The sequence below is a fragment of the Rhodanobacter sp. A1T4 genome, assembly GCF_014207185.1.
Lineage (GTDB): Bacteria > Pseudomonadota > Gammaproteobacteria > Xanthomonadales > Rhodanobacteraceae > Rhodanobacter.
This window is the reverse complement of record NZ_JACHCP010000004.1, coordinates 199,862-223,176: the sequence shown is the minus strand read 5'-3', so window position 1 is coordinate 223,176 and position 23,315 is coordinate 199,862. Positions and strand designations below refer to the sequence as shown.

Sequence of the window (23,315 nt, the reverse complement as noted above, 5' to 3'; positions counted from 1 at the left end):
CGACACCATCATCAGCAATCACGAGCCTTGGCAAGCCGTAACATCAAGCCGATAACCGGTGGAGATGTTATAAATGGTAGAGAGTTATGGAGGGGTTAACCGGCGCGTGGTCGAGTGTTCCGACCCGGAAGCCTTGGCAAGATCTGGATAGAACGTCCATTTTTCCCTTTAAATCAAGGCTGCGGCTCTGCCAACCTCTTTGATTCGTTGCTTTCCGGCCAACGACAGATATGAGTGCCAGTAGGAGTTTGACAACCCACTCGCGCGAGGACTTCAGTACCCACTGGCATATTTGTTGATACGGGTCCCATGGCGCGCGATGCATTCAGCGAAAATGCGAAGACCTGACGGTACAGACGCTGAGGCGACACACCTTCACTGACTGCGTATTTCCATCCACGCATTGCCCGTTCCGCCGCTTGATCGAACACCCCCGCGGGCTTGGCGTTGATCACGCTGAGGTTCTGCACACTCCCATCGCTGGCAATATTGAATTCAACCGTTACCTTCCCTTCCACGCCCCCTATAACTGCATCTTGAGGGTAAATCGGACGGCGAATAAGTACAGGACTTGGTGCCGCAAGAGCAGAGGCCTGATTGGCTATACGAATGGGCAATTCGTTATGGCTGTGCACCAGATCGAGAATCTGCACCTGGACCGGACGTGGTAACGCGATTGCGCCAACAGCAATCGTGACGGCTGGCAACAAACTCGCAGAATCAATTTGGGCCAGGTGTGGCGTGCCTGGTGCCACAGGCCGCAGGACCTTGACACGTTGAGGAACAAGGTCAGACAAGTGAAATGCACCGACCGATCTTTCAAGTGGCAGTCTCTGATGTTCGAATATCGTATTCAATCGCTGCAAAGATGCTGAAAGGCTTTGCTGGATCTGCGCCTGTGTCCATTCAAGCCGGACCATCGTTGCAACAAGCACAGCAGCAAGGAGCATGGCCGCAAACCGGGCAGACTTGCCCACACGAGCGCCCCCATGATCTGGGAGCATTATATGCTGCACGCGATCCAGCAATACGCCACCGTTGGCTGGAAGTAGCAGCATTCCGCGTTGTTCCTGCAACCCTCCCAGCTCAGCCAGTGCCGTAGCGAATTGATGACGGCTACCTCCAGTGATCGCGATTGCAAGTCGATCGCAGCAAATTTCGCGCTCGTTCCGAACGTCTTGCGAAATCCAGTGCACCACGGGATGGTAAAAATGTAGTGTCTCCAGCATCACCTGAAACAAATTGGCGAGGGGATCCCATCGCCGCAAGTGCGAGAGTTCGTGAGCAAAGATCAACTCGATCTGCGTAGCCGGAAAATTCAATGTCACAGCCATCGGCAATACGATAACTGGCTTTAACCAACCAATCAGCGCTGGCGTGTCGATGTCATGACTGCAGAGCACTCTCACATGACGACTCAACCCGAAGCGTTTTGCCATGTCAGTGACGCAAGACTGCCAAAAGGGCAGTGATTCGGCCTTACCTACTAGCGCATTGAGTCCTCGCCACTGGCGCCAGGCGCGCAGTGACAAAATACAGACGCCTAAAAGCCACACCAATACAAGCCAAGGCAATAGCGCATTCATTGCAATGCCTGCAGATGGAGTGGCATTTGCTACCAAGCCCGCACCTACCAGATCCGATGTAACCGACCCCGTCGTTGTATCTACCGAAGGTAGCAGCACTCGCAGCATCTGCCATATCGTCAGCAAGGGACATATAGCCAGCATGAATAGCGTCATCATTCCCAAGCGATAACGCGCTTCGCCGCGAGACACAACTTTTCTTGCTATCGCGTACAGCAAACCAAGAAGACTGCATTGCCAGATAAAGTGCACGAGTGCCCAGCCGATAATCTCCATACCCGCGGCTACAAAAGACGGCATTTCCATTACGGCGCGTCCTTGTCGAGTTTGTTTAGCAAAGCCCGTATTTCGCGCAACTCCTCACGGCTGGTGCGCTGGCTGCCTAACGCATGTAATACCAACTGCGAAGACGAGCCATCGAACACTCGCTGCACCAAGTCAATCAGAAATTTTTTCTGGGTCCGTTCTTTACTGATAGCAGCACGATAGACATGTGCACGCTGAGAGTCATCGCGCTCCACCAGTCCCTTGCCATGCATGACTTGCAGCAACTTCAACGCCGTGGTGTAACCGGTGCCGTCATCTGCGTGAAGAACATCATGCACATCGCGAACCGTGCATGCGTCGCGTGCCCATAAAACATGCAGGATTCGCAATTCCGCTTCACTGGGCCTGAGAGGCCCGGAGGATCGTACTTTCATGTCGTTACTCCGTCGATACAGTCAGCGCGACCCTCTTCAAGATCATAGTGAGACAGTAAAAACGTTCAGCCGCCATGTTTCAGCTGCGGCATATGCAGAAGATTATCTTGCAAGTATTTCTGGCTATCACGATGAGACCTCTCGATTTCCCCATAGGTATGACAGGTTGTCTTCGGAATGAGAGAGCCGGTCGGGGCTACCGATTTGCAGATCCGTCGATCTCCATCGCGATTGGTCAGAATCGCATTGACCGATTCCTGATCATTGAATAGTTGAATTTTCGAATCCTGATTCATGGTAGCCACTGTCCCGTACTTGTCGAACAGCGACTGCATGTCACCCAGTTTGGCATCCACCACATCGCGCTCTGCAGGCGTCACAAACTCGTAGCGCCCACCAGGAACCATCTGCTTGTGTACCGCCGCAGACGCTGCAATCAAGTCGTCCTTGTTAGCCGCCTTCACCGCAGGCTCTGTTGCGTCCACACGGGTAGCCCAAGCCGGAAGCAACAGTGCACCCACAACTGCTGTCAATACAAGTGCGTTGAATTTCATCCCCTGCTCCCTGCAGATCATGCCGTATCCCGCAACGGGATACATGCCGCAAGATCTCCCTGTAAATGATGCTATAGCTGATCACGAGGCTCTGTCAACGAAGATGTTCGTACTATGCCTTTCGTAATGACCCGATACCGACTAACTTCAGTTCAATGTTTGCGCATTTGCTTTTCCAAATGCCGAATGATCTCGCCGGATACATCGATGCCCGAGGCTGCTTCGATACCCTCAAGTCCGGGCGACGCATTCACTTCCAGCAGTAGCGGACCGCGGTTCGAACGCAGCAGATCGACGCCGGCGATTCCAAGCCCCAAGGCACCGGCTGCGCGGATGGCGATACGCTTTTCTTCCGCACTCAGGCTCGCCTTGATCGCGCTACCACCACGGTGCAGGTTGGCGCGGAATTCGCCGGGGCTGGCGACGCGTTGCATGGCAGCCACGACTTTTTTGCCAACGACGAAACAGCGCAGGTCACTGCCTTTGGCTTCGGCGATGAATTCCTGCACCAGGAAATTGGCATATAGGCCGCGGAATGCCTCCACCACACTCTGCGAAGCGCTGCGCTTTTCAGCCAGCACCACGCCGGTGCCCTGGCTGCCTTCATTGAGCTTGATGACGTGCGGCGGATCGCCCAGCATCGCCAGCACGTCGTTGGTATCGTCGGGGTTGTCCCCGAACACCGTCACCGGCATGTCGAGCCCCTGCGACGAGAGTATCTGCAGACAGCGCAATTTGTCCCGGGCGCGCAACACGGCGTCGGACGGATTGGGCGTATAGACCCCCATCATCTCGAACTGGCGCAGCACCGCTGTGCCGTAAAACGTGCTGGACGTGCCGATGCGTGGAATCACTGCGTCGATGTCGCGCACGTCCTTGCCCTTGTAGCGAATGGCAACGTCGTTGGGGGCGATACGCACATAGCAGCGCAGCGGGTCGAGCACGCGCACCACATGGCCACGCTCGCGCGCTGCCTCGATCAGTCGCCGGGTCGAATAGAGACGGGAGTTGCGCGACAGAATCGCAATTTTCATGGAGAGTCCGTAGCGACCAAGGATGGTCGTGACTGGGTATAGGAAAGCGCCGGATCTACCGCAAACCGCCCCACCAGGGCGCTGCGACCGAGCAACAGAGGAAACAGCATATGTCGACGGTCGGTGAGGTTGACGTCGACGCTGAAAGACTGCCCGGCCAATGTGACCTGCGTGCGAATAAACCAGCGCTCGGTGCGTCGCCCGCCAGTATCGGTCACGATACGACGATCCAGTGCAGGTGCTTCGCAGCTGATTTCGAACGGATGTCGACGCCGGACATTCAGCGTGAAGCGCAGCCATGTCTCACCGCTTCGCTGAAACGTCTCCAGCGTGTCGACATGCAGCGAGCTACTGCGCGCGCCGGTATCGAGCTTGGCCTTGAGCAGACCGATGCCCAGCTCGGGCAATGCCAGCCGCTCGCGCCAGCCCAGAATAATGGGGCTGGACTTGATCAGATCGGTCATCTGGCGGCGGCGCTGCTCGTGAGAATCGAGGGAGTGGAGCGGGTGAAGGGAATCGAACCCTCGTCAGTAGCTTGGGAAGCTACAGCTCTACCATTGAGCTACACCCGCGTCGGCCGGGCGATGGTAACCCGGGATACGAACGGTGGGAACTGCATGGCACGACGAATTTATTTCCGCAACGACAAAATGGCGTGCAACCACCCGCGGCCAAACGGCGGGTAAATCGCAGGTAGCGGCTGGCTGAACGAGCATGAGGCGCCGTGGATAAAGCCACGTACAGGCTAGGCCCTGCCGTGCACATAATCCGGCCGTGCACATTAATCGGGCGATCAGTGCTCGTTGCGTTGAAACAGGACCGGCCGTTGTATTCGTTACGCGGCTATCGTCGCACCTACTGTGTTCGGAGAGCACCATGCGTGTGTATACGAAAGAACGGTTTTCCTTGCGTCCCTATTGGCAGCCGCTGGCCGTTTTGCTGCTGGGCGCATCCGTCGCCTTGGCGCAAGCCCAGTCGGCGAGCGACTACACGGCGGTCGATCCACCCAGCCGCGTGGCGCGATTGTCGTATATGGAAGGCGACCTGGGCTTTTTGCCGGCCGGCGCCAAGGAGTGGAGCGATGCCAGCATCAACCGCCCACTGACGACAGGTGATCGTTTGTCGACCGGGCAGGACACCCGTGCCGAACTGGAGCTGGGTGGTGGCACACTGCGCATCGCCAGCCAGACCGACTTCGGCCTGCTGAATTTGAACGACCAGCTGGCGCAGATTGAACTGACCCAGGGCTCGCTCAACATCAGCGTACGCTCGCTCGATCCAGGCCAAAGCTACGAGATCGACACGCCGACCGTAGCGCTCGTGCTCGATCAGCCCGGCATTTTCCGGGTAGACATAGATGGCAGTGGCCAGAGCACCGAAGTCACTGCGCTGGATGGCGATGCTACCGTCTATGGCGAAAACAGCGCGCAGCGTCCCATCAACGCTGGACACAGCTATCGTTTTTACGATTCCGGCCTCATCAACGGAACGATCACCGACATCAGCGGTGGCGATGCCTTTGATGCATGGTGCAGCGATCGTGATCGCCAGTACGCGCAACCTTCCGCCACCCAGTATGTTTCCGATGACGTTGTCGGTTATCAAGACCTCGCCCAATACGGCGACTGGAATTCGGATAGCGACTACGGCGCCGTCTGGTATCCGTCCAACGTCGACAGCAACTGGGCTCCTTATCAAGATGGCAGCTGGGCTTACATCATGCCGTGGGGCTGGAGCTGGATCGATAATTCGCGTTGGGGCTTCGCGCCTTATCACTACGGCCGCTGGGCGCATACACACCGCGGCTGGGGCTGGATCCCCGGACCGATCGGCGTGCGCCCGATCTATGCACCCGCACTGGTCGCCTTCGTCGGTGACGGTAGCTGGGGCGGTGGGCACCCCGGCTATGTGAGCCCGGGCGGTGCCGGACCTATCCATCCGATCGGCTGGTTTCCGCTCGGTCCGGGTGAAATTTACAACCCGTGGTACCGCAGCAGTCGGCGCTATTACAGCAACATCAACATCACCAATATCCGCGTGATCAATAACAACCGCACCACGATCCTCAACAACATAAGTAATCAGTATGGTCACTACCGCAACGGCACACCGCTGCGCGGCGAGCAGTACGTGAACCGCGCCGCGCCACGTGGATTGACGGCGGTTCCGAGCACGGTCTTTGCCGGTGGCCTAAATGTGCGGAGCCAACTGCTGCACGTCGACCCACGCCGGGTAGCCGACGTACCGGTTTTGACGAGCGGATCGGTTCTGCGTCCTGCCGTAGACGCGGCAGGACCGCGCAGTGAACATGCGCGTTCGCTGCCGCTCGGCGGATTTCAGCGCAATGTAGTGGCGCGGCAGGCACCACCCGCGGCAGCATTTAGCCGCGGTACCGGGGCACCTAAAAACCTGGCAGGTTCACAGCGTGCTGGTTCGCCTACCGTCAACGCCCGGCCTGGTTCGAATGTCAAAGTACTGAGCCAACACTTTGGCAACGGACCTGTTGTGGATCAGAGCGACGTTACACCGGCAGCCAACGGCCGCGACGTGCAAAGTAATCCACGATCGTTCGGCAATGCGCTGCGCCATCTTCCGCCGACGTCCAACGTCATCCAGAACGTACCGGCGATAACAAGCCGGGACAATGCCCCGCAGAACGTTCCATATGGAAATAACCCGGCCACGCAAGCTGGCCAGGTTCAAAACGGCACTGTGCCCAACAACGTTATCCAGACCCGTCAGGGGGAGCTGCCCTCTGCACGCTTTGCGCATCCGCGAGGAAGCAGCATCTCCAACAGCAACGACAATCCGTCGCGCGCAAACGATCGACGTACATCAACCCTGCCGCAGGTGCCGCAGATCCGGCAAGCATCGTTAATCAATCAACCGGTGCCAAGCAACAACCCGCCGCCGCAGTTTCAACGCCCGGAAAACAACGTTGCTCCGCGTGAGTTCAACCGCCCACAGGAACAGCAGCAAATGCAGCAGATGGAACAGCGCCAACAAATGCAGGCACAAATGCAACAACAGATGCAGCAACGCCAGATGCAGATGCAGCAAATGCAACAACAGCAGCAAAGACCGCAGCCACAGACGACTGCACCGCCGCAGCGTGCGGCACCACAACATGCCGAACCCAGACAAGCACCCAGCAGGGAAGACCAGCACTGACGGCCATACGTGACGCCCCTCAAAAGCCCGAGCATGCCGGGCCTCTGTTGTTGCAAAGATTGTCTATTCGACGGGGCGCTCAATCCCGAGTCGTCTGCCGCGAGAGTGCACGGCATCGGCGAATCTCATGTCGACCACTACAATAGACACGCTCGGATCACGCATGTGTCTTCGCGATGAGCGCGATGAACCCGCCCAGACAACCATTGCGCTGCCGTCATCAGCCACACCGATATCGATCTGCTCCACCATTCTCCATCTTCGCCTTACCGAGACACGCCGTCATGAGCGACATGCAAAAACAGGACGATGCACAAAGCCCCGACTACATGCGCCGTATCCGCAGCTTTGTATTGCGCGAAGGCCGCATGACGCCCGCGCAGCAGCATGCATTCGAGGCCCACTGGTCGCGTTACGGGATCGACTATCGCACCGTACCCCATGACTTCCACGCGAACTTCAGCCGCGAAGCCCCACTCGTGCTGGAAATCGGTTTCGGCAACGGCGAGGCGCTGGCCTGGGCCAGCGAGCACGACCAGACGCGCGACTTCATCGGCATTGAAGTACACGGCCCCGGCGTCGGTCGACTGATGAATGCATTGGCCGCGCGCGATGCCAACAATGTGCGCCTGTACAAGCACGATGCGGTGGAAGTGCTCGAGCACGCGATCGCACCCGGCACGTTGGCCGAGGCGCGTATCTGGTTTCCCGACCCATGGCACAAGAAACGTCATAACAAGCGCCGGCTGATCCAGCCCGGGTTCGTTGCCCTGCTCGCCTCGCGCATGGCACCCAACGGACTGCTGCATCTGGCCACCGACTGGCAGGCCTACGCCGAGCACATGCTCGAAGTGATGGAGGCCGCGCCCGACTGGCGCAACGCCATTGCGCCCGGTGAGTACGCCGAGAAACCGGCGTGGCGCATCGAAACCCATTTCGAGCGACGCGGCCTGAAGCTAGGCCATGGCGTGTGGGATCTACTGTACCGCACACGCTAAGCGCGCGGAAAGATTCGTTGCAACGAATCTAGCGATGATATCAATGCACAGCAGTCAGGCTGGCCCGCTTATACTTGCGCGATCCAGACAGGGACGAATCGACGCAGCGTGAAGCTTCCACTGCCCACTCCTATCGACCGTTGCCAGCCACCCTTGCGGAACGTCAGCTAGTGGGGCTCACGCTTACCCCCGACATGATGCTGGTGCTCGGCCTGGTGGGTTTCACCATGCTGATGCTGGTACTCGAGTGGATTCGTGCCGACATGGTGGCGCTGCTGGTCGTGGTAACCATCGGCCTGACCGGCCTGATCCCTTCTGAGCGCGTGTTCAACGGCTTCGCCGGCAACGCGGTGATCGCGATCATTGCCATCATGATCATGGGCGAAGGCCTCGACCGTGCCGGTGTGCTGAACCTTACCGCGCGCTTCGTGATGCGCATGGCGCGCGGCGTGGAATCGCGCCTGGGCCTGGTCATCAACATGGTCGCCAGCCTGTTCAGCGCGATCATCCCCAGCCAGGCGTTGGCAGCACTGATGATCCCGGTGAGCAGCCGGCTATCCGCGCGCACCGGCGTGCCGTTGTCGCGCCTGCTGCTGCCGATGGCGTTCTGCATTTTGACGGCCACCAACACCACGCTGATCGCCAACTCGCCGCTGATTGTGCTGAACGATCTGATCGCCAGCGCCAACGCCAACCTGCTGCCAGGCGCGCATACAATCCCGAAGTTCGGCCTCTTCAGCGTGACGCCGGTGGGCCTTACGCTGGCCGTGATCGGCGTGCTGTATTTCTATTTCTTCGGCCGCAAGCTGCTGCCCGGTCACGAGGACGAACGGCTGAAGGTGACGCCCGGCCGCACCGAAAGCTACTTTGCCGAGACCTATGGCATCGGTGGCGAAACCGCCGAGCTCACTGTCACCGCGGAAAGCCCTCTCGTGGGCATGAGCATCGGCGAAGTCGAACAGCTGCACGACTCGCCGATGATCCTGGCGATCAAGAGCGGTAACGATGCGCGCATGGCGCCGCCGGTGGATCACGTGATCTGGGTTGGCTCGGTGCTTGGCGTGCTTGGCCCGCGCGAACAGCTGACCCAGTTTGCCAACAATCAGCTGTGCCGCTTGTCGACGCGGATGCGCCAGCTGGGCGAGTTGTTCAACCCGACCCGTGCTGGCATTTCCGAGGTGGTGATTCCACCCAGCTCGCGTTTCATCAAGCAGACCATCGGTGATCTGCGCCTGCGCAAGCGCTTTGGTATTTCGGTGCTGGCGGTGACGCGTGGCGAGCAGGTGTTTCGCGAGGACGTGCGCACCGTCACGCTGCGCGCCGGCGACACCATGGTCTTGCACAGCAACTGGCGCGATCTGTCGCTGGCATCGGAAGACAAGGATCTGGTCGTCGTCACCGACATCCCGAAAGAGGAGCAGCGACCGGGCAAGATCTGGCAGGCGGTCGGCTTCTTCGTGCTGGCCAAGTGCCTGGCGCTGTTCACCCAGCTCGATCTGTCAGTGGCCATGATGACCGGCGCGATCGGCATGCTGCTGACCGGCGTGCTGAACATGGACGAGGCGTACAAGGCAGTCAACTGGAAAACGATTTTCGTCACCGCCTGCCTGATCCCTCTGGGCTGGTCGATGGATTCCACCGGCACCGCGGCATGGGTGGCACAGGTCGTTCTGCAACACCTGGGCAACGCTTCGCCTTACATTTTGCAGGCATCGCTGGCAATCCTCACCCTGCTGTTTTCGCAGGTGATGTCCAACGTCGGTGCCACGGTGATGATGGTCCCGGTGGCGATCAGCGTAGCCGTTGCTACCGGCGGCAACCCGTCGGCTTACGCGCTGATCGTCGCGGTGTCGTCGTCGAATACTTTTCTGCTCAGCTCTGGCCATCCTGCGCTGATGATGGTTACCGGTCCCGGCGGTTATCGTGGCAAGGACTTCCTGCGCGTTGGCATTCCGCTGACCCTGCTGGTGCTGGTGGTTACGCTGGTGGTGATAAACCTGATGTTTCGATGAGTACGCTCGCCGATTGATGCCGCCGGACGAATGCGTGCGCTCGGTTCCAGCGCTCTATGCGAGAAAGATCTCGTCACCCTGCATACGCACCACCACTGATCGCAGCGAATCACCTTTGCAGGGACCGGCAATGCATAGCCCGTCGGTCTTGTTGAAGCTGGCGCCATGCACCGCACAGATCAACGTCTGATCCTGGAGTAGAAATTTGCCAGGCGCGTAATCGAGCTGGCGTCCAGCGTGCGGGCAGATATTGAGGTAGCACTGGACCTGGCTACCTTGCCGCATCAGGATGACACTGTCCTCGCCATGGGCCAGCATGACCTCAACCGCCATGGCGCCACCATCGGGAATGTCATCCAACCGGCATATCGCCTGCATGGACGGGGAAATGGCGGAAGTCACTGTATCCATCGGCACTTGCCTCGTGGGCGCATTGGCCCCATCGTTATGCTCGTAAGTCATTGATTTTACCACACGGATTTTTAACACATGCACGTCTCCCTGCCCACCATGCGTCATCCGCGCAACCCGCTGGCCCGCGCCCTTTCGTTACTGATCGGCGTGGCGGTGATCGGCGTGCTGCTGGTCTTTGGACTAGTCGTTGTCAGCGTGTTGTTGGTCGGCGGCGTCCTGCTTCTCGCCTTGCGTCGCTGGAAGCAAGGCAGTGCGCGCGTGAACTCGACCACGACGCATGCCAGCCACAAACCGGAAGTACTGGAAGGCGAGTTCGTGGTCGTACAGCGCGGCCGTCCTGTTACGCATTGAACACACCTGCCCCGGCGATATCTGCTGTGATCGTACGTGTTCCCTTCGCATGATCCGGATAATCGACGCTACCGGCCGAATCTAAAGCGACGTGGCCGCGGAATTAGGGCATCCAACTGAGCCATCCAAAAGTTGCGCGCGATACGACAACGTACGCAGCAATCCCACAGTGATCATGCCGGACGGATTAATGGCCGCTGGCGCTGTGGCGCCAGACGCTGGTGCGAGCCACTAGCCCGCGAACGCGCCGTGCCTACACCGGGAAAAGTCAGCGCGAGTACTCGCCGCGGCCAGTCGACTCGCGGATAATTCCGCTACCCCTTTTCCGGTTTGTGCATTCATCCATGTCCGATAGCTCCGCCCCCGCCGCGGCCGATATGCCGCGGCCGCTGACCAACCCGCGCCTGCTGATTCCGCTATCGCTGTTTGCGCTGTACATCATCTGGGGATCGACCTATCTGGGGATCCGTTACGCGTTGGAAAGCTATCCGCCGTTTCTGCTCGCCGGCGTGCGTTTTCTGATTGCGGGCGTGCTGCTTTTCGGCTTTCTGCGGTTGCGCGGCATCACGGCCCCCAGCGCGCGACAGTGGCGCAATGCAGCGATCACCGGCGTACTGTTGCTGGGCTTTGGCAACGGCATGGTGTGTTTCGCCGAGCAACGCGTAAGTTCCGGTATCGCGGCGGTTGCGGTGGCCAGCATGCCGCTATTTGCCGCTCTGTTTTCGAGCCTTTATGGCGAACACCCGACGCGACGCGAAGGCCTTGGCTTGGCGATCGGCTTTATTGGCGTCGTCGTGCTGAACCTGGGCAATGGATTGTCAGCCTCGCGTCTGGGTGCGGCGGCGTTGCTGTTGGCGGCCATGTGCTGGGCGTTCGGCTCGGTATGGAGCAAGCGGCAGGACATGCCACAAGGTCCGATGAACACCGCCGCGCAGATGTTGTGCGCGAGCGTGGCCTTGATCATCGTGGCATTGCTGGCTGGCGAACGGCTACCGGCACATCCCACCGAACGCGCAACGCTGGCAACGGGCTACCTGATCGTATTCGGCTCGATCATCGCCTTCAGTGCTTACCTGTATGTGCTCAAGCACGTGCGGCCGGCACTGGCGACCAGCTATGCCTACGTCAACCCACCGGTTGCGGTGCTGTTCGGCCTGCTGCTGGTCGGTGAACACGTAGGACCGTACGACCTCGCCGGCATGGCGATCATTCTGCTGGGCGTCGGAGTCATCACCTTCGCTCGTCAACGTCGGCACGCATGAAGTGCCATGGCTCGTGTTGAAGTAGGGCGTTGCCCGACAACTAACCCACGATAGCCGCCCGCAATGCCGCCACCAGAATCCGGATCGCCTCGCATGTACGCGGTTCGCTCGCGCGGGTATACAGCGCGATCTCGATCGGTGGCAGCAACGGCAGACCAAGCCGGCTACCGATTTCGACCGCACGTGGTGGGCACATGCGGCGGGTAAGCGGTGCCACCGCCAGACCTGCAGAAACGGCTGCGCTGACCGCAGATAAGCCGCCACCGACAAAGACCTCGCTCCAGGCCACACCTGCGTCGTCAAGCGACTTCAACGCCTGCGCGCGTACCGTGCACGGTGAGGACAACGACGCAATACGCAGCGGCTCACCCGCTGGCTGCTCCCAGTCCGGTAACGCAAACCAGTCATACGGCTCAATGAACAAACGTTCCCCATCACGACGCTCGCCATCGCGACAGGCGATGACCGCGTCCAACTCACCGCCGTCGTACGCGGTCAACAAACCATGAGATGCTCCGATGCGCACCTCGATGCGCAGCGAACGGTCATAGGCGCCGACCTTTGCCAGCAAGATCGGCAAATCCGTACCGGCAGATTGATCGCTGATACCGATCCGCAGACTCATGCGCGCGCCGGCACGGCCACTCAGCGCTCGCGTGTGTGCACTGAGCAAATCACGTGCGGCATCGAGAAACTCCGCGCCTTCGGCAGACAGCCGCACCCGTCGCGGAGTGCGTTCAAGCAGGCGCTGCCCCAACCGCTCCTCCAATCGCTTCAGCTTCAGGCTGACGGCGGACTGGGTTGTGTCCAGTGCTTCGGCAGCCCGGGTAAAGCTGCTGAGATCCGCCACCAGGACGAAAGCCTGCACTGCATCGAGGTCGAGTGGTCGCGCTGTCAAACTATTTTCATTAATCATGACTGAAATATCTATTAATGAGTTTTACTTATCATATAGCAGGACTAGCATGGCTGCCACCCCCTATTGATGCCTCGCGCCCATGCCCCTGACCCGAATCTCGATGCGCCGCGGCAAATCAGCCGCTTATCGCAAGGCAATACTCAATGCAGTCCAGCTCGCCCTGCGCGAAACATTCGACGTGCCGCCGCGCGATTTTTTCATGACGATCAGCGAGCACGACGAGGAAAACTTCGTCTATAGCCCCGACTATCTCGATATGGCGCGCAGTGACGAACTGCTGATCATCCAGCTCGTCGTGAGCCAGACGCGGAAGCTCGAACAGAAGCAGGCGCTGTACCGCCGCATAGTGAACTTGCTTGAACAGGTGCCTGGCGTACGTCCGGATGATGTCTTCATCAACCTGGTCGAAGTGGCCAGGGAAAACTGGTCATTCGGTCACGGCGTGGCGCAATACGCCTGATCTCTCATGTCACTTCAGGCCATGTCAATTGAGGCAAACGCAATGACGACGCAAGACGCGACGGGCGATCCACGTCGCTGGCTGGCGCTCCCCATACTCCTCGCCGGTGCCTTTCTGCCGTCGCTCGATTTTTTCATCGTGAATGTGGCGCTGCCGGCGATACGTACTGATCTGCATGCGACACCCGCGCAAGTGCAGTTTGTAATTTCCGCCTATGCGGCGACCTATGCCGTTTTCCTGATCAGTGGCGGACGATTGGGCGATCTGTTCGGACGGCGACGTCTGTTCCTGAGTGGCATCAGCGGCTTCACCCTGGCCTCGATGCTGTGCGGACTGGCTTGGTCACCCACAGCACTGATCGCCGGACGCATGCTGCAAGGCATTACCGCCGCAGCCATGGCGCCTCAGGTGCTCGCCTCGATCCGGGTGATGTTTCCCACCGCCGAGCAACCGCGCGCACTGGGCCTGTATACCGCTACCTTCGGCATCGCTGCGACGCTCGGCCAGCTGCTCGGCGGCGTACTGGTATCCAGCCATCTCTGGGGCTTCGGCTGGCAATTGATTTTCCTGGTCAACCTGCCGGTAGGTATTGCCGCGATCATCGGCGGCAGCCTGCTGTTACGCGAGTCGCGCGCTACCCAGGCGCAACGCCTGGATCTGGGCGGCGTTGCACTGCTGTCGCTGGCGCTTGGTCTGCTGGTCTATCCGCTGGTCGAAGGCCGCGAACAGGGCTGGCCGATGTGGACGTTTGTCATGCTTGGCACGTCGCTGCTGGCCTTTGTAGCGTTCGTTCGCTACGAGATTCGGATCGCAAGCCATGGCGGTGCACCGCTGGTCGATGTGAGCTTGTTGCGTGGCAACGATTTCGTGCTCGGGCTGGTCATCACACTGTGCTTCTACATGATCTCGGCGTTCTTCCTGACATTCGCCGCTTATCTGGAAGATGGACTGCATCACAATGCGTTACAGACCGGCATCGCCACCGTGCCATTTACCGTTGGCTTTTTTCTGGCGTCGCTGGGCTCGGCCAGGGCAGTAGAACGATTCGGTACACGCGCACTGACCATGTCCCTCGTCGCGCAAGCGCTTGGATTCGGCTTGACGGTGACCTCCGTACAAAACGGATCGCCAACGCTGGGGCTGATATCCGGCCTGCTTATTGCCGGGCTAGGCTACGGCATCGGTTTGCCATCGCTGATCAAGATCGTCATCGGCGGCATGGACAGCCGTCATGCCGGGCTGGCCTCCGGCATGGTGATTACCGTGCTGCAAATCAGTGCCGCACTTGGCGTGGCCATCATCGGCGGGGTTTTCTACAGTGCCTTGGGCGGTCATGACGACGCCCATGCCTACACCCATGCCTTCAGCACAGGTCTGTACTGCAATATCGCTGTATTGCTTTTGACAGCCCTGCTATCGCTGGCGCTGGGCAGCACCAAGACGACCACCGCTGTCGGCGCGCCGGCAGTGAGCCGCCGTTGATCCGATGCGGCTTATCCATGCCCAGCATGAAGCACGGATAAGCTATTTATCCATGCTTCGATAATTCAATCACAGCACGACTCGATCACAGCTCGCGCAAGGCCGTCGTCACGGGCAAACGGGCGGCACGTACGGCCGGAAACAGGCCGCCAACGAAACCGATGGCCAATGCCCATTTCAGCCCGGTCCAGAGCACCTGCGGCGCGACATTGAACTCGAAGGTGAGCTGACCGGTGGTACCGGCAGCCAGCGTGGACGCGGTGTAGCCGTTGAATATCAGCCACGCAATGAGTCCGCCGAGCGCGCCGCCAATCAACGCGAGCAGCATCGTTTCGAGCATGATCGCCATGACTACCGGCAGGCCGCGGAAGCCGATCGCCCGCAGTGTCGCAATCTCACGGGCACGGGTGGCTACTGCAGCGAACATCGTGTTCAGTGCACCGAATACCGCACCGATTGCCATGATCGCGCCGACCACGATGCCGATGATGGTGATGGCCTTCGTGGTGCCTTCGGACTGCTTGCTGAAATAGTCAAGCGTCGTCGACACATCCGTCTGCAGCCGCGGATCGGAGGACAGCGCAGCCTTGAACTGATCGAAAGCAGCCGGTCCGGTAAGCCTCACGAACACGGTCGTCATGCTGGAGCCGCGCCGATAGGCTGGACCGACAATGCCCGCATCCGCCCACAACTCGGAATCCATTGCATCGTTCGAGGCGAAGATGCCGGTGACCGTCCAAGTCTGATTGCCCAGCTTGATCTGCTTTCCCGGTTCGAGACCGGCAAACTGGTGCTCTGCGCCCTTGCCGGCAACCAGTTCGTACTTGCCCGGCTCGAATTTGCGCCCCGCGATGATTTTCGCGTTGGTGCGCAGCTTCCATGCCTCGTCGCCGACGCCGCGCAATTGCACGCTACCGACATCCTTCTCCGGGTCGCCACCCTTCATCGGCAGATTGGCGGCAACTACAAGTTCCGGCGAGGCAATCGGCTTACCTCGGTCGTCCCTGGCGATGCCAGGCGCCTGCGCGATCACCAGCGTGCTGTCGCGATCAAGCACCGACGAAACTTCCGCCGCCGACCCGCCACGAAGCACGATCGCGGTATCGTCGGAACCCGTGCGGCGCAGGGTTTCGCGGTAACCATCAGCCATTGCCAGCATCGCGACCAGCACGGCGACCACACCGGCAATGCCGATCACGATCACGGCGGAGGAACCCAGCCGCTGCGGCAGCGTGCTGACCCCGACAGCGGTCACGGACCATGTCTGCTGGCCGCGCCGAGTCAGCACCATCCACAAGGCCAGCAGAACCAGCAGGACCAGCATGCCCGGCCAGGGCAAGCCCAGAAACACCACCACGCCGATGATGACAGCAACGAAGGTCACCAGACCGATCAAAAAATTCATTGTGCTTCTCCTCAGCGTCCGGCCAGTGCATCGACAATGTTGAGGCGCATCGCACGCCACGCGGGCAAGATTCCAATCACCAGCCCGATCGCCACGGCCAGGGTGATACCCAGCGCCCAGCTGCCGGCGCCAACACTTGTGTGAGTGATCATTCCGCCGCTTTGCGAGGACATGATCGGGGCGAACAGGCTGACCAGGCCAAGCCCGATCACACCACCGAGCAACAGCAGCATTACCGACTCGGCCAGCACCATCATCAGCACGCTGGTGCTGGAGAAACCGATCGTCTTGAGCACCGCCAGCTCGGAAGTGCGTTCACGCACCGCCTGCATCATCGTGTTGCCGGTCAACAGCACCAGGGTGAAGAACACGGCACCCATGATCGAGGTCACGATCAGGCCGATGTCGGCCATCTGCTTGATCCAGTTTGCGGTCGCTGCCTGCTCGGTCTGGGTTTTCGTCTCGTGATCGGAGTTGGCCGACAACGCATCGATCGCCTTGGCGATACGATCGGACTGATTCATGTCATTGACGCGGCTTATATACCAGCCAACCATACCGCCGTTGTAGCCCTTCGGAGTGGTCTCGTCGAAGGTCTTCCAGTGCATGACGATCATCTGACTCTGGAAGGCTTTCGCATCCTTGGACCGCATGACGCCGACCAGATCGAAATTCCAGTTCTTGGTGCCGTCCTTGTTCGGGAAAATCTGCGACTGCAGCGGAATCTTGTCACCAACTTTCCAACCGTATTTCTTGACGATGGTCTCGCCGGCGAGGATGCCGTTCTGAGTCGAATCGAACGCCTTGCGCTGAGCGGGATCCACTTCGACTTCTGGATAGATGTCGAGATAATTAGGGCTCACCGCAAAGGTGAACACCTGGTTGTGCGGATCCTGGTAAGCCCCACCGAACCAGTTTGCGTAAGCCACGTCCTTGACGCCATTGACCTTGGCGATCTGCGCACCAAGTGATTGCGGCAGCGGCTGAATGAAAGACAGCCGCGCGCCAGTCTGCAGGCGCTCGGCACCGTTCGCCGACTGGCCTGCTTCCGCGAATGAGACACGCACCGCATCAAGCATGCCAAACAGCAGAAACGCAGCGATGATCGACACCAGTGTGAGTATCGTGCGGGTCTTGCGCCGGAACAACGCAGCCCAGATCAGATGAAAGTATTTCATCGTCCTCTCCTTACGCCATGGCCGGTGCGACCAGCGTGCCCTTGTCCAGATGCAGGGTATGTCTGGCGTATTCGGCAGCTTTCGGATCGTGCGTGACCATCACGATGGTCTTGCCGTGTTCGCGATTGAGCTGCTGCAGCAGACCGAGTACATCCTCGGCCGATTGACGATCCAGATCACCGGTCGGCTCGTCGCAGACCAGCAAGGTGGGATCGGACACGATCGCACGCGCGATCGCCACACGTTGCTGTTGTCCGCCAGACAGTTCGCCAGGCTTGTGTGTACCGCGCTCGGCCAGCCCCACCAGTTGCAAGGCAATCGCCGCATTTTTGCGCCGTTGTGCTCCGGAGAGCTTGGTCAGCAGTAGCGGCAATTCGACATTGCGTTGTGCCGACAGCATCGGCATAAGGTTGTAGAACTGGAAAATGAAACCGACGTTCGACGCGCGCCATTTTGCCAGCGCGCCGCCACCCAGTTGATCGATGCGCTGACCGCCAACCGTGATGCTTCCGGCAGTCGGCGTATCGAGCCCACCGATCAGGTTGAGCAGAGTCGTCTTGCCGGAACCGGATGGCCCCATCAACGCCAGAAAATCACCCTCGGCAATCGCCAGGTTGACGTGATGCAGCACCTCGACTTTCTGCTTGCCGCGCTCGTAAACCTTGGCCAGATCCTTGATGTCGATCAATGTGCCCATGGTCGTTCTCCCGATGAATGCCGTAGTGATGTTTGGTCGTTGTGGCGAACTGCGCCGTTTCGATAAGTGTCAGGGTGATGCGGGTTTGATCTCGATGTCCGAACCATCGTGCAACTCTGGCGGCGGCGCGATCACCACGCTGTCGCCCGACGCCACCGCTGCCGGCAGCAGGCGCAGATCACCATAGGCTTGCGTCGCGGGGGTCACCGCGCGCTGCCGCACTTTGTCGCGCTGGCCCGAGGCCACCCGGTCAAGCACGAACACCACGCTGCGACCATCGCGCTGCACAATCGCCGTGGCCGGCACCAGCACGCCTTGTGGTGCCTGTGTAGTGGCTTGCGGTTTTACATCGAGAAAGGACACGCGCACGCCCATATCGGGCACGATGCGGGCATCCTTGTGCTCCAGCGCCACGCGCACCTTGATGGTCGCCTTGCCACGATCGGCTGTGGGCACGATGGCGATCACGTGGGCGGGAATCTTCCAGTCGGGGTATGCGTCCAGCACCGCTTCGGCCGGCATGTTCGCCTTCACTTTGCCGATATAGGCTTCGTTGACGTCCACATCGACTTCCAGTGACTCCATGTCCACGATCGTGCCGATGCCGGTGCGGGTGAAGCCGCCGCCGGCGGAGAACGGCGAGATGATCTCACCGACCTGCGCATCCTTGGTGGTGATGACGCCATCGAACGGCGCGCGTACCACGCAATAGTCGAAATTGACCTGCGCTTCGGTCACCTGCGCATCGGCCGAAACTGCCTGCCGCTGCTGCGAGACGAGCTGCGAGCGGGTGCTATCCGCGAGCGTGCGCGCCTGCTCGGCCAGCTGGGTCGCAACCAGGCCCTGCGCAGCAAGATTCTTCTCGCGATCGGCATCGCGGAGATTCTGCGCCAGCTGCGACTGGTACTGCGCGACCAGCGCATGCGCCGCACCCGCAGCCGCCTTGGCCGAATCCAACGCCGCGCGATAGCCGCTGTCGTCCAGTCGCGCCAGCACCTGATCCTTCCTGACCCGATCGCCTTCCTCGATCAGCACCTCGGTGAGCGTGCCAGTGATCTGTGCCGACACCGTGGCCTGCCGCCGCGCGGTGACATAACCGGTGGCCTGCAACACCGCGCCCGCTTCGCTCTCGCTGCTGGGCAAGACCGCGACCGCCGTTTGCACCGCGATGGCGCGATGACCCAGCAACATCCAGCCCGCGGCGGCGATAAACACCAGCACGATGACGATCGCACCGATGATCCACAGCCAGCGGCCTGAACCCTTGTTTCCATGGTCCTCGCGCTGACTGCGATCGATGCGCAGTTCCTTCAACAGATCGGCGTTGCTCACCCTGACTCCTCAAACCCGGCGTTGCCGGTGATGCGTTGAACGCAGGCTCGCGACAGCAAACCTGTGGCATGCAAGATTGCCTGATCGCCCCCAGCGCGATCAGGGTGCAGCATCAGCCATCATCGATGACAGATGTCATACGCTAGGCCTATAGCTAGATCGACGAATGGCAAGCCCGCGGATCGACATGCCGACGTCACGCTCGTTCAGAATATCCCGCTTGCTGTCAAAATCACTATACGGTGCGGCTATTGCACGACGACGCCGATCCGGTTTGCTACGCTTGGCGGCATGAATACCATCATTCCCGCTCCCGCGATAACCACCCTGCCGATCATCGGCAGCAATCAACGCTTCCCCGTACGCCGCGTGTTCTGCATCGGTCGCAACTACGCCGAGCATGCACGCGAAATGGGCTCAACGGTGGACAAGTCGACGCCGATCTTTTTCTGCAAACCGGCCGATGCAGTCGTCAGCGATGGCGCCGACGTACCGTACCCGCAAGCCACCAACGACTTGCATCACGAAGTCGAAATGGTGGTGGCCCTTGGCGCTGGTGGTATCAACCTGACACCCGCGCAGTCTTCATCCCTGATCTGGGGTTACGGCGTCGGCCTGGACCTCACCCGCCGCGATTTGCAGGCCCAAGCCAAAGCCAAGGGCAACCCATGGGATACGGCCAAGGCATTCGATCACTCCGCCCCCGTGTCCGCTCTACGTGCGGCAGCCGACGTCACCATCGACGGCCAGACGACGTTGCAGTTGCACGTCAACGGCACCCGGCGTCAGCACACCACGCTGGGTGAAATGGTGCACAACGTGCCGGAAATTATCGCCGTGCTTTCCACCCTGTTCGAGTTGAAAGCTGGCGACCTGATCTTTACCGGCACGCCGGCGGGTGTTGCCGCACTGCAGCCTGGCGACAGTTTTCATGCCGAGCTGGTCGGCGTTGCCGAGCTGGTAAGCCGGGTCGTTTAAGCTCTTCCGCAGCTGCACTGGGCGGACTCACCATGTTGCGTTAGAGTCCACTGGCCATTCGGCCGAAACCTGGGGAAAAAGCATGAGTATGTTGCAGGAATTCAAAGCTTTTGCCATGCGCGGCAGTGTCGTTGACCTGGCGGTTGGTGTGGTGATCGGTGCCGCGTTCGGCAAGATCGTCACGTCACTGGTCGAAAAAATCATCATGCCGCCCATCGGGTTGATTACTGGAGGTATCGATTTCAGCCAGCTGAAATGGGTGCTCAAACCGGGCGATGACAGCGATCCGAAGCACAAGATTGCCGAAGTGGCGATTGGCTACGGTGACTTCATCAACACCGTCATCACCTTCCTCATCATCGCCGCGGCGATTTTTCTGGTGGTCAAGGCGATCAACAAGATGCAGAAGAAAGAGGAAGCGGCTCCAGCCGCACCGACAGCCGACGTTGTCTTGCTCACCGAGATTCGCGATTTGCTGAAAAGCAAACCCTGACCCGAACTGATTTCAAAAGCTTCTCGATGGCCGCGCATTCGCAGGGATGCGCGGCCATCTTCATTTGCGATCGCCAGTATGACTTATGGCTCAAGCGCAGGAGCTGTCTAGGCCCATAATCAGGGTTTGTCGTCAGGAAACTCACCATGCGCGTTCCGCTCACTTTTCTCGCTGCCAGCCTGCTGCTGGCAAACGCTGGTCATGCCAGCGCCACCGATACCCGAATTCCCGACGCCACTGTAAAGGCGGCCGAACAATTGCGTGACAAGGCGCTCACCGACGACACCGGCTACAAGATTGTCACCTCGCTGACCACTGAGGTCGGTCCACGCATTGCTGGCGGCGTCAACGACGCGCGCGGACGCGCCTGGGCGATCGCCAAGTTCAAGGAGCTGGGTTACGACAAGGTCTATACCGAGGCGGTCACCTATCCTCTATGGCAGCGCCGCAGCGAACACGGCGCCATCGTCGCGCCGTTCCCGCAGCCGCTGGCGCTGACCGCGCTGGGCTTCTCCGCGGGAACGCCGCAGGGTGGCCTCACTGCCGAAGTCGTGAAATTTGACAGCCTCGATGCACTGAAGGCGGCCGATCCGGCCAGTGTGAAAGGCAAGATCGTTTACATCGGTTTCCGCATGACGCGGCAGAAGGACGGCCACGATTACGGCATGGGTTCGGCGATCCGCACCGGCGGCCCGGCCATCGCTTCCCGCAAGGGTGCAGCCGCTTTCATCCTGCGCTCGGCCGGCACCGATGCGAATAGCCGCACGCCGCATACCGGCGTCACCATGTTCAAAGATCCCGCACAGGCGATTCCTGCGGCTGCGCTGTCGAATCCCGATGCCGACCAGCTTGAGCGCGTGCTCGGCTACGGCAAGCCGGTCAGCGTGAAGCTGGATCTGGATTGCGGCATCGTCGGCACCTTCACTGGCGCCAACGTCATCGGCGAGATCACCGGTCGGAAGCATCCCGAGCAGATCGTCGATATCGGTGGTCATCTGGATTCGTGGGATCTGGGCACCGGCGCAATCGACGACGGCGCTGGCGTGGCCATCGCGATGGCCGCTGGCAAGCTGATCCATGACATGCCGCAGCGGCCGGATCGCACCGTGCGCGTGATTGCGTTTGCCAACGAGGAGATGGGCCTGTATGGCGGCATAGAATACGCAACAAGGCATGCCAGCGAAGTCGCGAAACATCAGCTCGGCACCGAATCCGATTTCGGTTCCGGCCCGGTCTGGCGGATGAGCGCCAGCGTCAAGCCCGAAGCGCGTGCAGCGACTGCACAGATCGCCGGCGTGCTGGCTCCTCTTGGCGTGGCGTACGATGAAAATCGTCCCGGTGGCGGCGGCTCGGATCTGTCGCAGATGCACGACAAGGGCATGGCTGCGCTCTCGCTGACACAGGACGGCACCATGTACTTCGACTATCACCACAACGCCAACGACACGCTGGACAAAATCGACCCCAGGGAACTGGCGCAGAATGTCGCCGTGTATGCGTCCTTTGCATATATGGCAGCCAATGCCAAAGGCGATTTTGGTTCGGCACCTGATGCGTTCAATAAAGACGGCGCCGGCGAATAATGCAGCGGCGCTAGTCACACAAAAGGAAATGGCCTTCGGGCCGTTTCCTTTTGGATATCCGAGCGTCTTCATCGGGCTGGGCGGCGCAAGATCCACATAGAGGCAGTCAATGCCGCAGACAGTACGGGCCTGGCGTCAGCATGTGTCATCGCCATTGCGACCAATGAGCCCGAATCAGTCCGCCAATGCACAAGGATTCATGCCCAGGCTCCGCATAGAATCATTTTTCAGCGTCGGCCGTGAGCTGGTCCAACGCCAGCAGGTTGTCCTTGATTCGGGTGATCACCGCCAGCGCCTGCTGTAGCTCGTCGTAATCGATATTGCGGGTGGCATCCTTGCGCAGGCCGCGTCCGATAACTTCCATATCATCAACAACGCCACGCGCCTGTTCGGTCGTATGCAGGCGCCAGGCCCGGCGGTCCTTCGGATCGGGTCGACGTTCGACGAAGCCAGCGGCCTGCAGTCGATCGATCACCCGACCTACGGCAATAGGTTCCATTTCGAGAAATTCAGCCAACTCGGTTTGCCGCAGACCCTCACGGTGATACAGCACTTTGACCGCGCGCCATTGGGCACGGGTAAGTCCAAACTTCACGGCACGCCGATCGAAATGCTTGCGAATCAGCAAGGTCACATCGTTGAGCAGGTAGCCGAAGGAGATATCTTCCGTCTTCGCCATGAGCTTTTAAAACCTCTGCAGAGATT

General features: G+C 59.9%; 22 protein-coding genes and 1 tRNA gene. 10 read left to right on the top strand and 13 right to left on the bottom strand.

Annotated elements, in window-relative coordinates:
• Nucleotides 1-173: 173 nt before the first annotated feature.
• From HDE80_RS09695 to HDE80_RS09670, 6 genes are all read right to left on the bottom strand, one after another.
• Nucleotides 174-1,892 carry a M56 family metallopeptidase gene (locus tag HDE80_RS09695; protein ID WP_184670312.1) on the bottom strand — a complete coding sequence of 573 codons (1,719 nt, stop codon included), beginning with the start codon at nt 1,890-1,892 and terminating at the stop codon, nt 174-176.
• The gene (locus HDE80_RS09690; protein ID WP_184670310.1) at nt 1,892-2,287 is read right to left on the bottom strand and encodes a BlaI/MecI/CopY family transcriptional regulator; all 396 of its coding nucleotides are present in this window, start codon (nt 2,285-2,287) and stop codon (nt 1,892-1,894) included. The genes HDE80_RS09695 and HDE80_RS09690 overlap by 1 nt, the downstream gene beginning before the upstream one ends.
• 65 nt (nt 2,288-2,352) lie before the next feature.
• Nucleotides 2,353-2,841 carry a hypothetical protein gene (locus tag HDE80_RS09685; RefSeq protein ID WP_184670308.1) on the bottom strand — a complete coding sequence of 163 codons (489 nt, stop codon included), beginning with the start codon at nt 2,839-2,841 and terminating at the stop codon, nt 2,353-2,355.
• A 152-nt stretch (nt 2,842-2,993) separates the two neighbouring features.
• Nucleotides 2,994-3,875: a 30S ribosomal protein S6--L-glutamate ligase gene (gene rimK / locus HDE80_RS09680; RefSeq protein WP_184670306.1), complete on the bottom strand. Its 882-nt coding sequence runs from the start codon at nt 3,873-3,875 to the stop codon at nt 2,994-2,996.
• Nucleotides 3,872-4,339, bottom strand: a complete 468-nt coding sequence (locus HDE80_RS09675; RefSeq protein WP_184670304.1) for a RimK/LysX family protein — start codon at nt 4,337-4,339, stop codon at nt 3,872-3,874. The genes rimK and HDE80_RS09675 overlap by 4 nt, the downstream gene beginning before the upstream one ends.
• Nucleotides 4,340-4,373: 34 nt before the next feature.
• Nucleotides 4,374-4,447: transfer RNA gene (locus HDE80_RS09670), tRNA-Gly, on the bottom strand.
• Between the two features lie 304 nt (nt 4,448-4,751).
• Here HDE80_RS09670 and HDE80_RS09665 point away from each other — a divergent pair.
• The 3 genes from HDE80_RS09665 to HDE80_RS09655 all read left to right on the top strand — a co-directional run bounded on the left by HDE80_RS09665 (nt 4,752) and on the right by HDE80_RS09655 (nt 10,056).
• Nucleotides 4,752-7,046: a DUF6600 domain-containing protein gene (locus HDE80_RS09665; RefSeq protein WP_184670302.1), complete on the top strand. Its 2,295-nt coding sequence runs from the start codon at nt 4,752-4,754 to the stop codon at nt 7,044-7,046.
• 293 nt (nt 7,047-7,339) lie between these two features.
• A complete protein-coding gene (gene trmB, locus HDE80_RS09660) occupies nt 7,340-8,044 on the top strand; it encodes a tRNA (guanosine(46)-N7)-methyltransferase TrmB (protein ID WP_184670759.1) in 705 nt (234 codons plus the stop codon).
• 194 nt (nt 8,045-8,238) lie between these two features.
• On the top strand, nt 8,239-10,056 hold the full coding sequence (locus tag HDE80_RS09655; protein ID WP_184601095.1) for an SLC13 family permease: 1,818 nt from the start codon (nt 8,239-8,241) through the stop codon (nt 10,054-10,056).
• Between the two features lie 54 nt (nt 10,057-10,110).
• Here the strand turns inward: HDE80_RS09655 and HDE80_RS09650 are convergent, their stop codons facing one another.
• Complete coding sequence (locus tag HDE80_RS09650; protein WP_184670300.1) at nt 10,111-10,467, bottom strand: Rieske (2Fe-2S) protein; 357 nt, start codon at nt 10,465-10,467, stop codon at nt 10,111-10,113.
• Nucleotides 10,468-10,545: 78 nt separating this feature from the next.
• Here HDE80_RS09650 and HDE80_RS09645 point away from each other — a divergent pair, with 78 nt between their 5' ends.
• Together HDE80_RS09645 and yedA are read left to right on the top strand one after the other, a co-directional pair.
• Nucleotides 10,546-10,821 carry a hypothetical protein gene (locus tag HDE80_RS09645; protein ID WP_184670298.1) on the top strand — a complete coding sequence of 92 codons (276 nt, stop codon included), beginning with the start codon at nt 10,546-10,548 and terminating at the stop codon, nt 10,819-10,821.
• A 344-nt stretch (nt 10,822-11,165) separates the two neighbouring features.
• Complete coding sequence (yedA, locus tag HDE80_RS09640) at nt 11,166-12,083, top strand: drug/metabolite exporter YedA (protein ID WP_184670296.1); 918 nt, start codon at nt 11,166-11,168, stop codon at nt 12,081-12,083.
• Nucleotides 12,084-12,123: 40 nt separating this feature from the next.
• Here yedA and HDE80_RS09635 read toward each other — a convergent pair whose 3' ends face one another.
• Entirely contained in the window at nt 12,124-12,981 is an 858-nt protein-coding gene (locus tag HDE80_RS09635; RefSeq protein ID WP_255483666.1) for a LysR family transcriptional regulator, read from the bottom strand.
• A gap of 100 nt (nt 12,982-13,081) precedes the next feature.
• Between HDE80_RS09635 and HDE80_RS09630 the strand changes: the two genes are divergently transcribed.
• Nucleotides 13,082-13,462: a tautomerase family protein gene (locus HDE80_RS09630; RefSeq protein WP_184670292.1), complete on the top strand. Its 381-nt coding sequence runs from the start codon at nt 13,082-13,084 to the stop codon at nt 13,460-13,462.
• 42 nt (nt 13,463-13,504) lie between these two features.
• A complete protein-coding gene (locus HDE80_RS09625; RefSeq protein WP_221437504.1) occupies nt 13,505-14,944 on the top strand; it encodes an MFS transporter in 1,440 nt (479 codons plus the stop codon).
• Nucleotides 14,945-15,029: 85 nt separating this feature from the next.
• On the opposite strand, the gene HDE80_RS09620 is transcribed toward HDE80_RS09625, so the two are convergent.
• The 4 genes from HDE80_RS09620 to HDE80_RS09605 all read right to left on the bottom strand — a co-directional run bounded on the left by HDE80_RS09620 (nt 15,030) and on the right by HDE80_RS09605 (nt 19,556).
• The gene (locus HDE80_RS09620; protein WP_184670288.1) at nt 15,030-16,349 is read right to left on the bottom strand and encodes an ABC transporter permease; all 1,320 of its coding nucleotides are present in this window, start codon (nt 16,347-16,349) and stop codon (nt 15,030-15,032) included.
• Nucleotides 16,350-16,360: 11 nt separating this feature from the next.
• Nucleotides 16,361-17,527 (bottom strand): FtsX-like permease family protein, encoded by a 1,167-nt coding sequence (locus tag HDE80_RS09615; protein WP_184670286.1) that lies wholly within the window; start codon nt 17,525-17,527, stop codon nt 16,361-16,363.
• A 10-nt stretch (nt 17,528-17,537) separates the two neighbouring features.
• Entirely contained in the window at nt 17,538-18,224 is a 687-nt protein-coding gene (locus HDE80_RS09610; RefSeq protein ID WP_184670284.1) for an ABC transporter ATP-binding protein, read from the bottom strand.
• Nucleotides 18,225-18,293: 69 nt separating this feature from the next.
• The gene (locus HDE80_RS09605) at nt 18,294-19,556 is read right to left on the bottom strand and encodes an efflux RND transporter periplasmic adaptor subunit (RefSeq protein ID WP_184670282.1); all 1,263 of its coding nucleotides are present in this window, start codon (nt 19,554-19,556) and stop codon (nt 18,294-18,296) included.
• A 291-nt stretch (nt 19,557-19,847) separates the two neighbouring features.
• Between HDE80_RS09605 and HDE80_RS09600 the strand changes: the two genes are divergently transcribed.
• The 3 genes from HDE80_RS09600 to HDE80_RS09590 all read left to right on the top strand — a co-directional run bounded on the left by HDE80_RS09600 (nt 19,848) and on the right by HDE80_RS09590 (nt 22,610).
• The gene (locus HDE80_RS09600; RefSeq protein ID WP_184670280.1) at nt 19,848-20,534 is read left to right on the top strand and encodes a fumarylacetoacetate hydrolase family protein; all 687 of its coding nucleotides are present in this window, start codon (nt 19,848-19,850) and stop codon (nt 20,532-20,534) included.
• Nucleotides 20,535-20,616: 82 nt separating this feature from the next.
• Nucleotides 20,617-21,027 (top strand): large-conductance mechanosensitive channel protein MscL, encoded by a 411-nt coding sequence (gene mscL / locus HDE80_RS09595; protein ID WP_184600571.1) that lies wholly within the window; start codon nt 20,617-20,619, stop codon nt 21,025-21,027.
• Between the two features lie 146 nt (nt 21,028-21,173).
• Entirely contained in the window at nt 21,174-22,610 is a 1,437-nt protein-coding gene (locus tag HDE80_RS09590) for a M20/M25/M40 family metallo-hydrolase (RefSeq protein WP_184670278.1), read from the top strand.
• A gap of 220 nt (nt 22,611-22,830) precedes the next feature.
• On the opposite strand, the gene HDE80_RS09585 is transcribed toward HDE80_RS09590, so the two are convergent.
• Entirely contained in the window at nt 22,831-23,289 is a 459-nt protein-coding gene (locus HDE80_RS09585) for a MarR family transcriptional regulator (protein ID WP_184670276.1), read from the bottom strand.
• Nucleotides 23,290-23,315 lie beyond the last annotated feature (26 nt).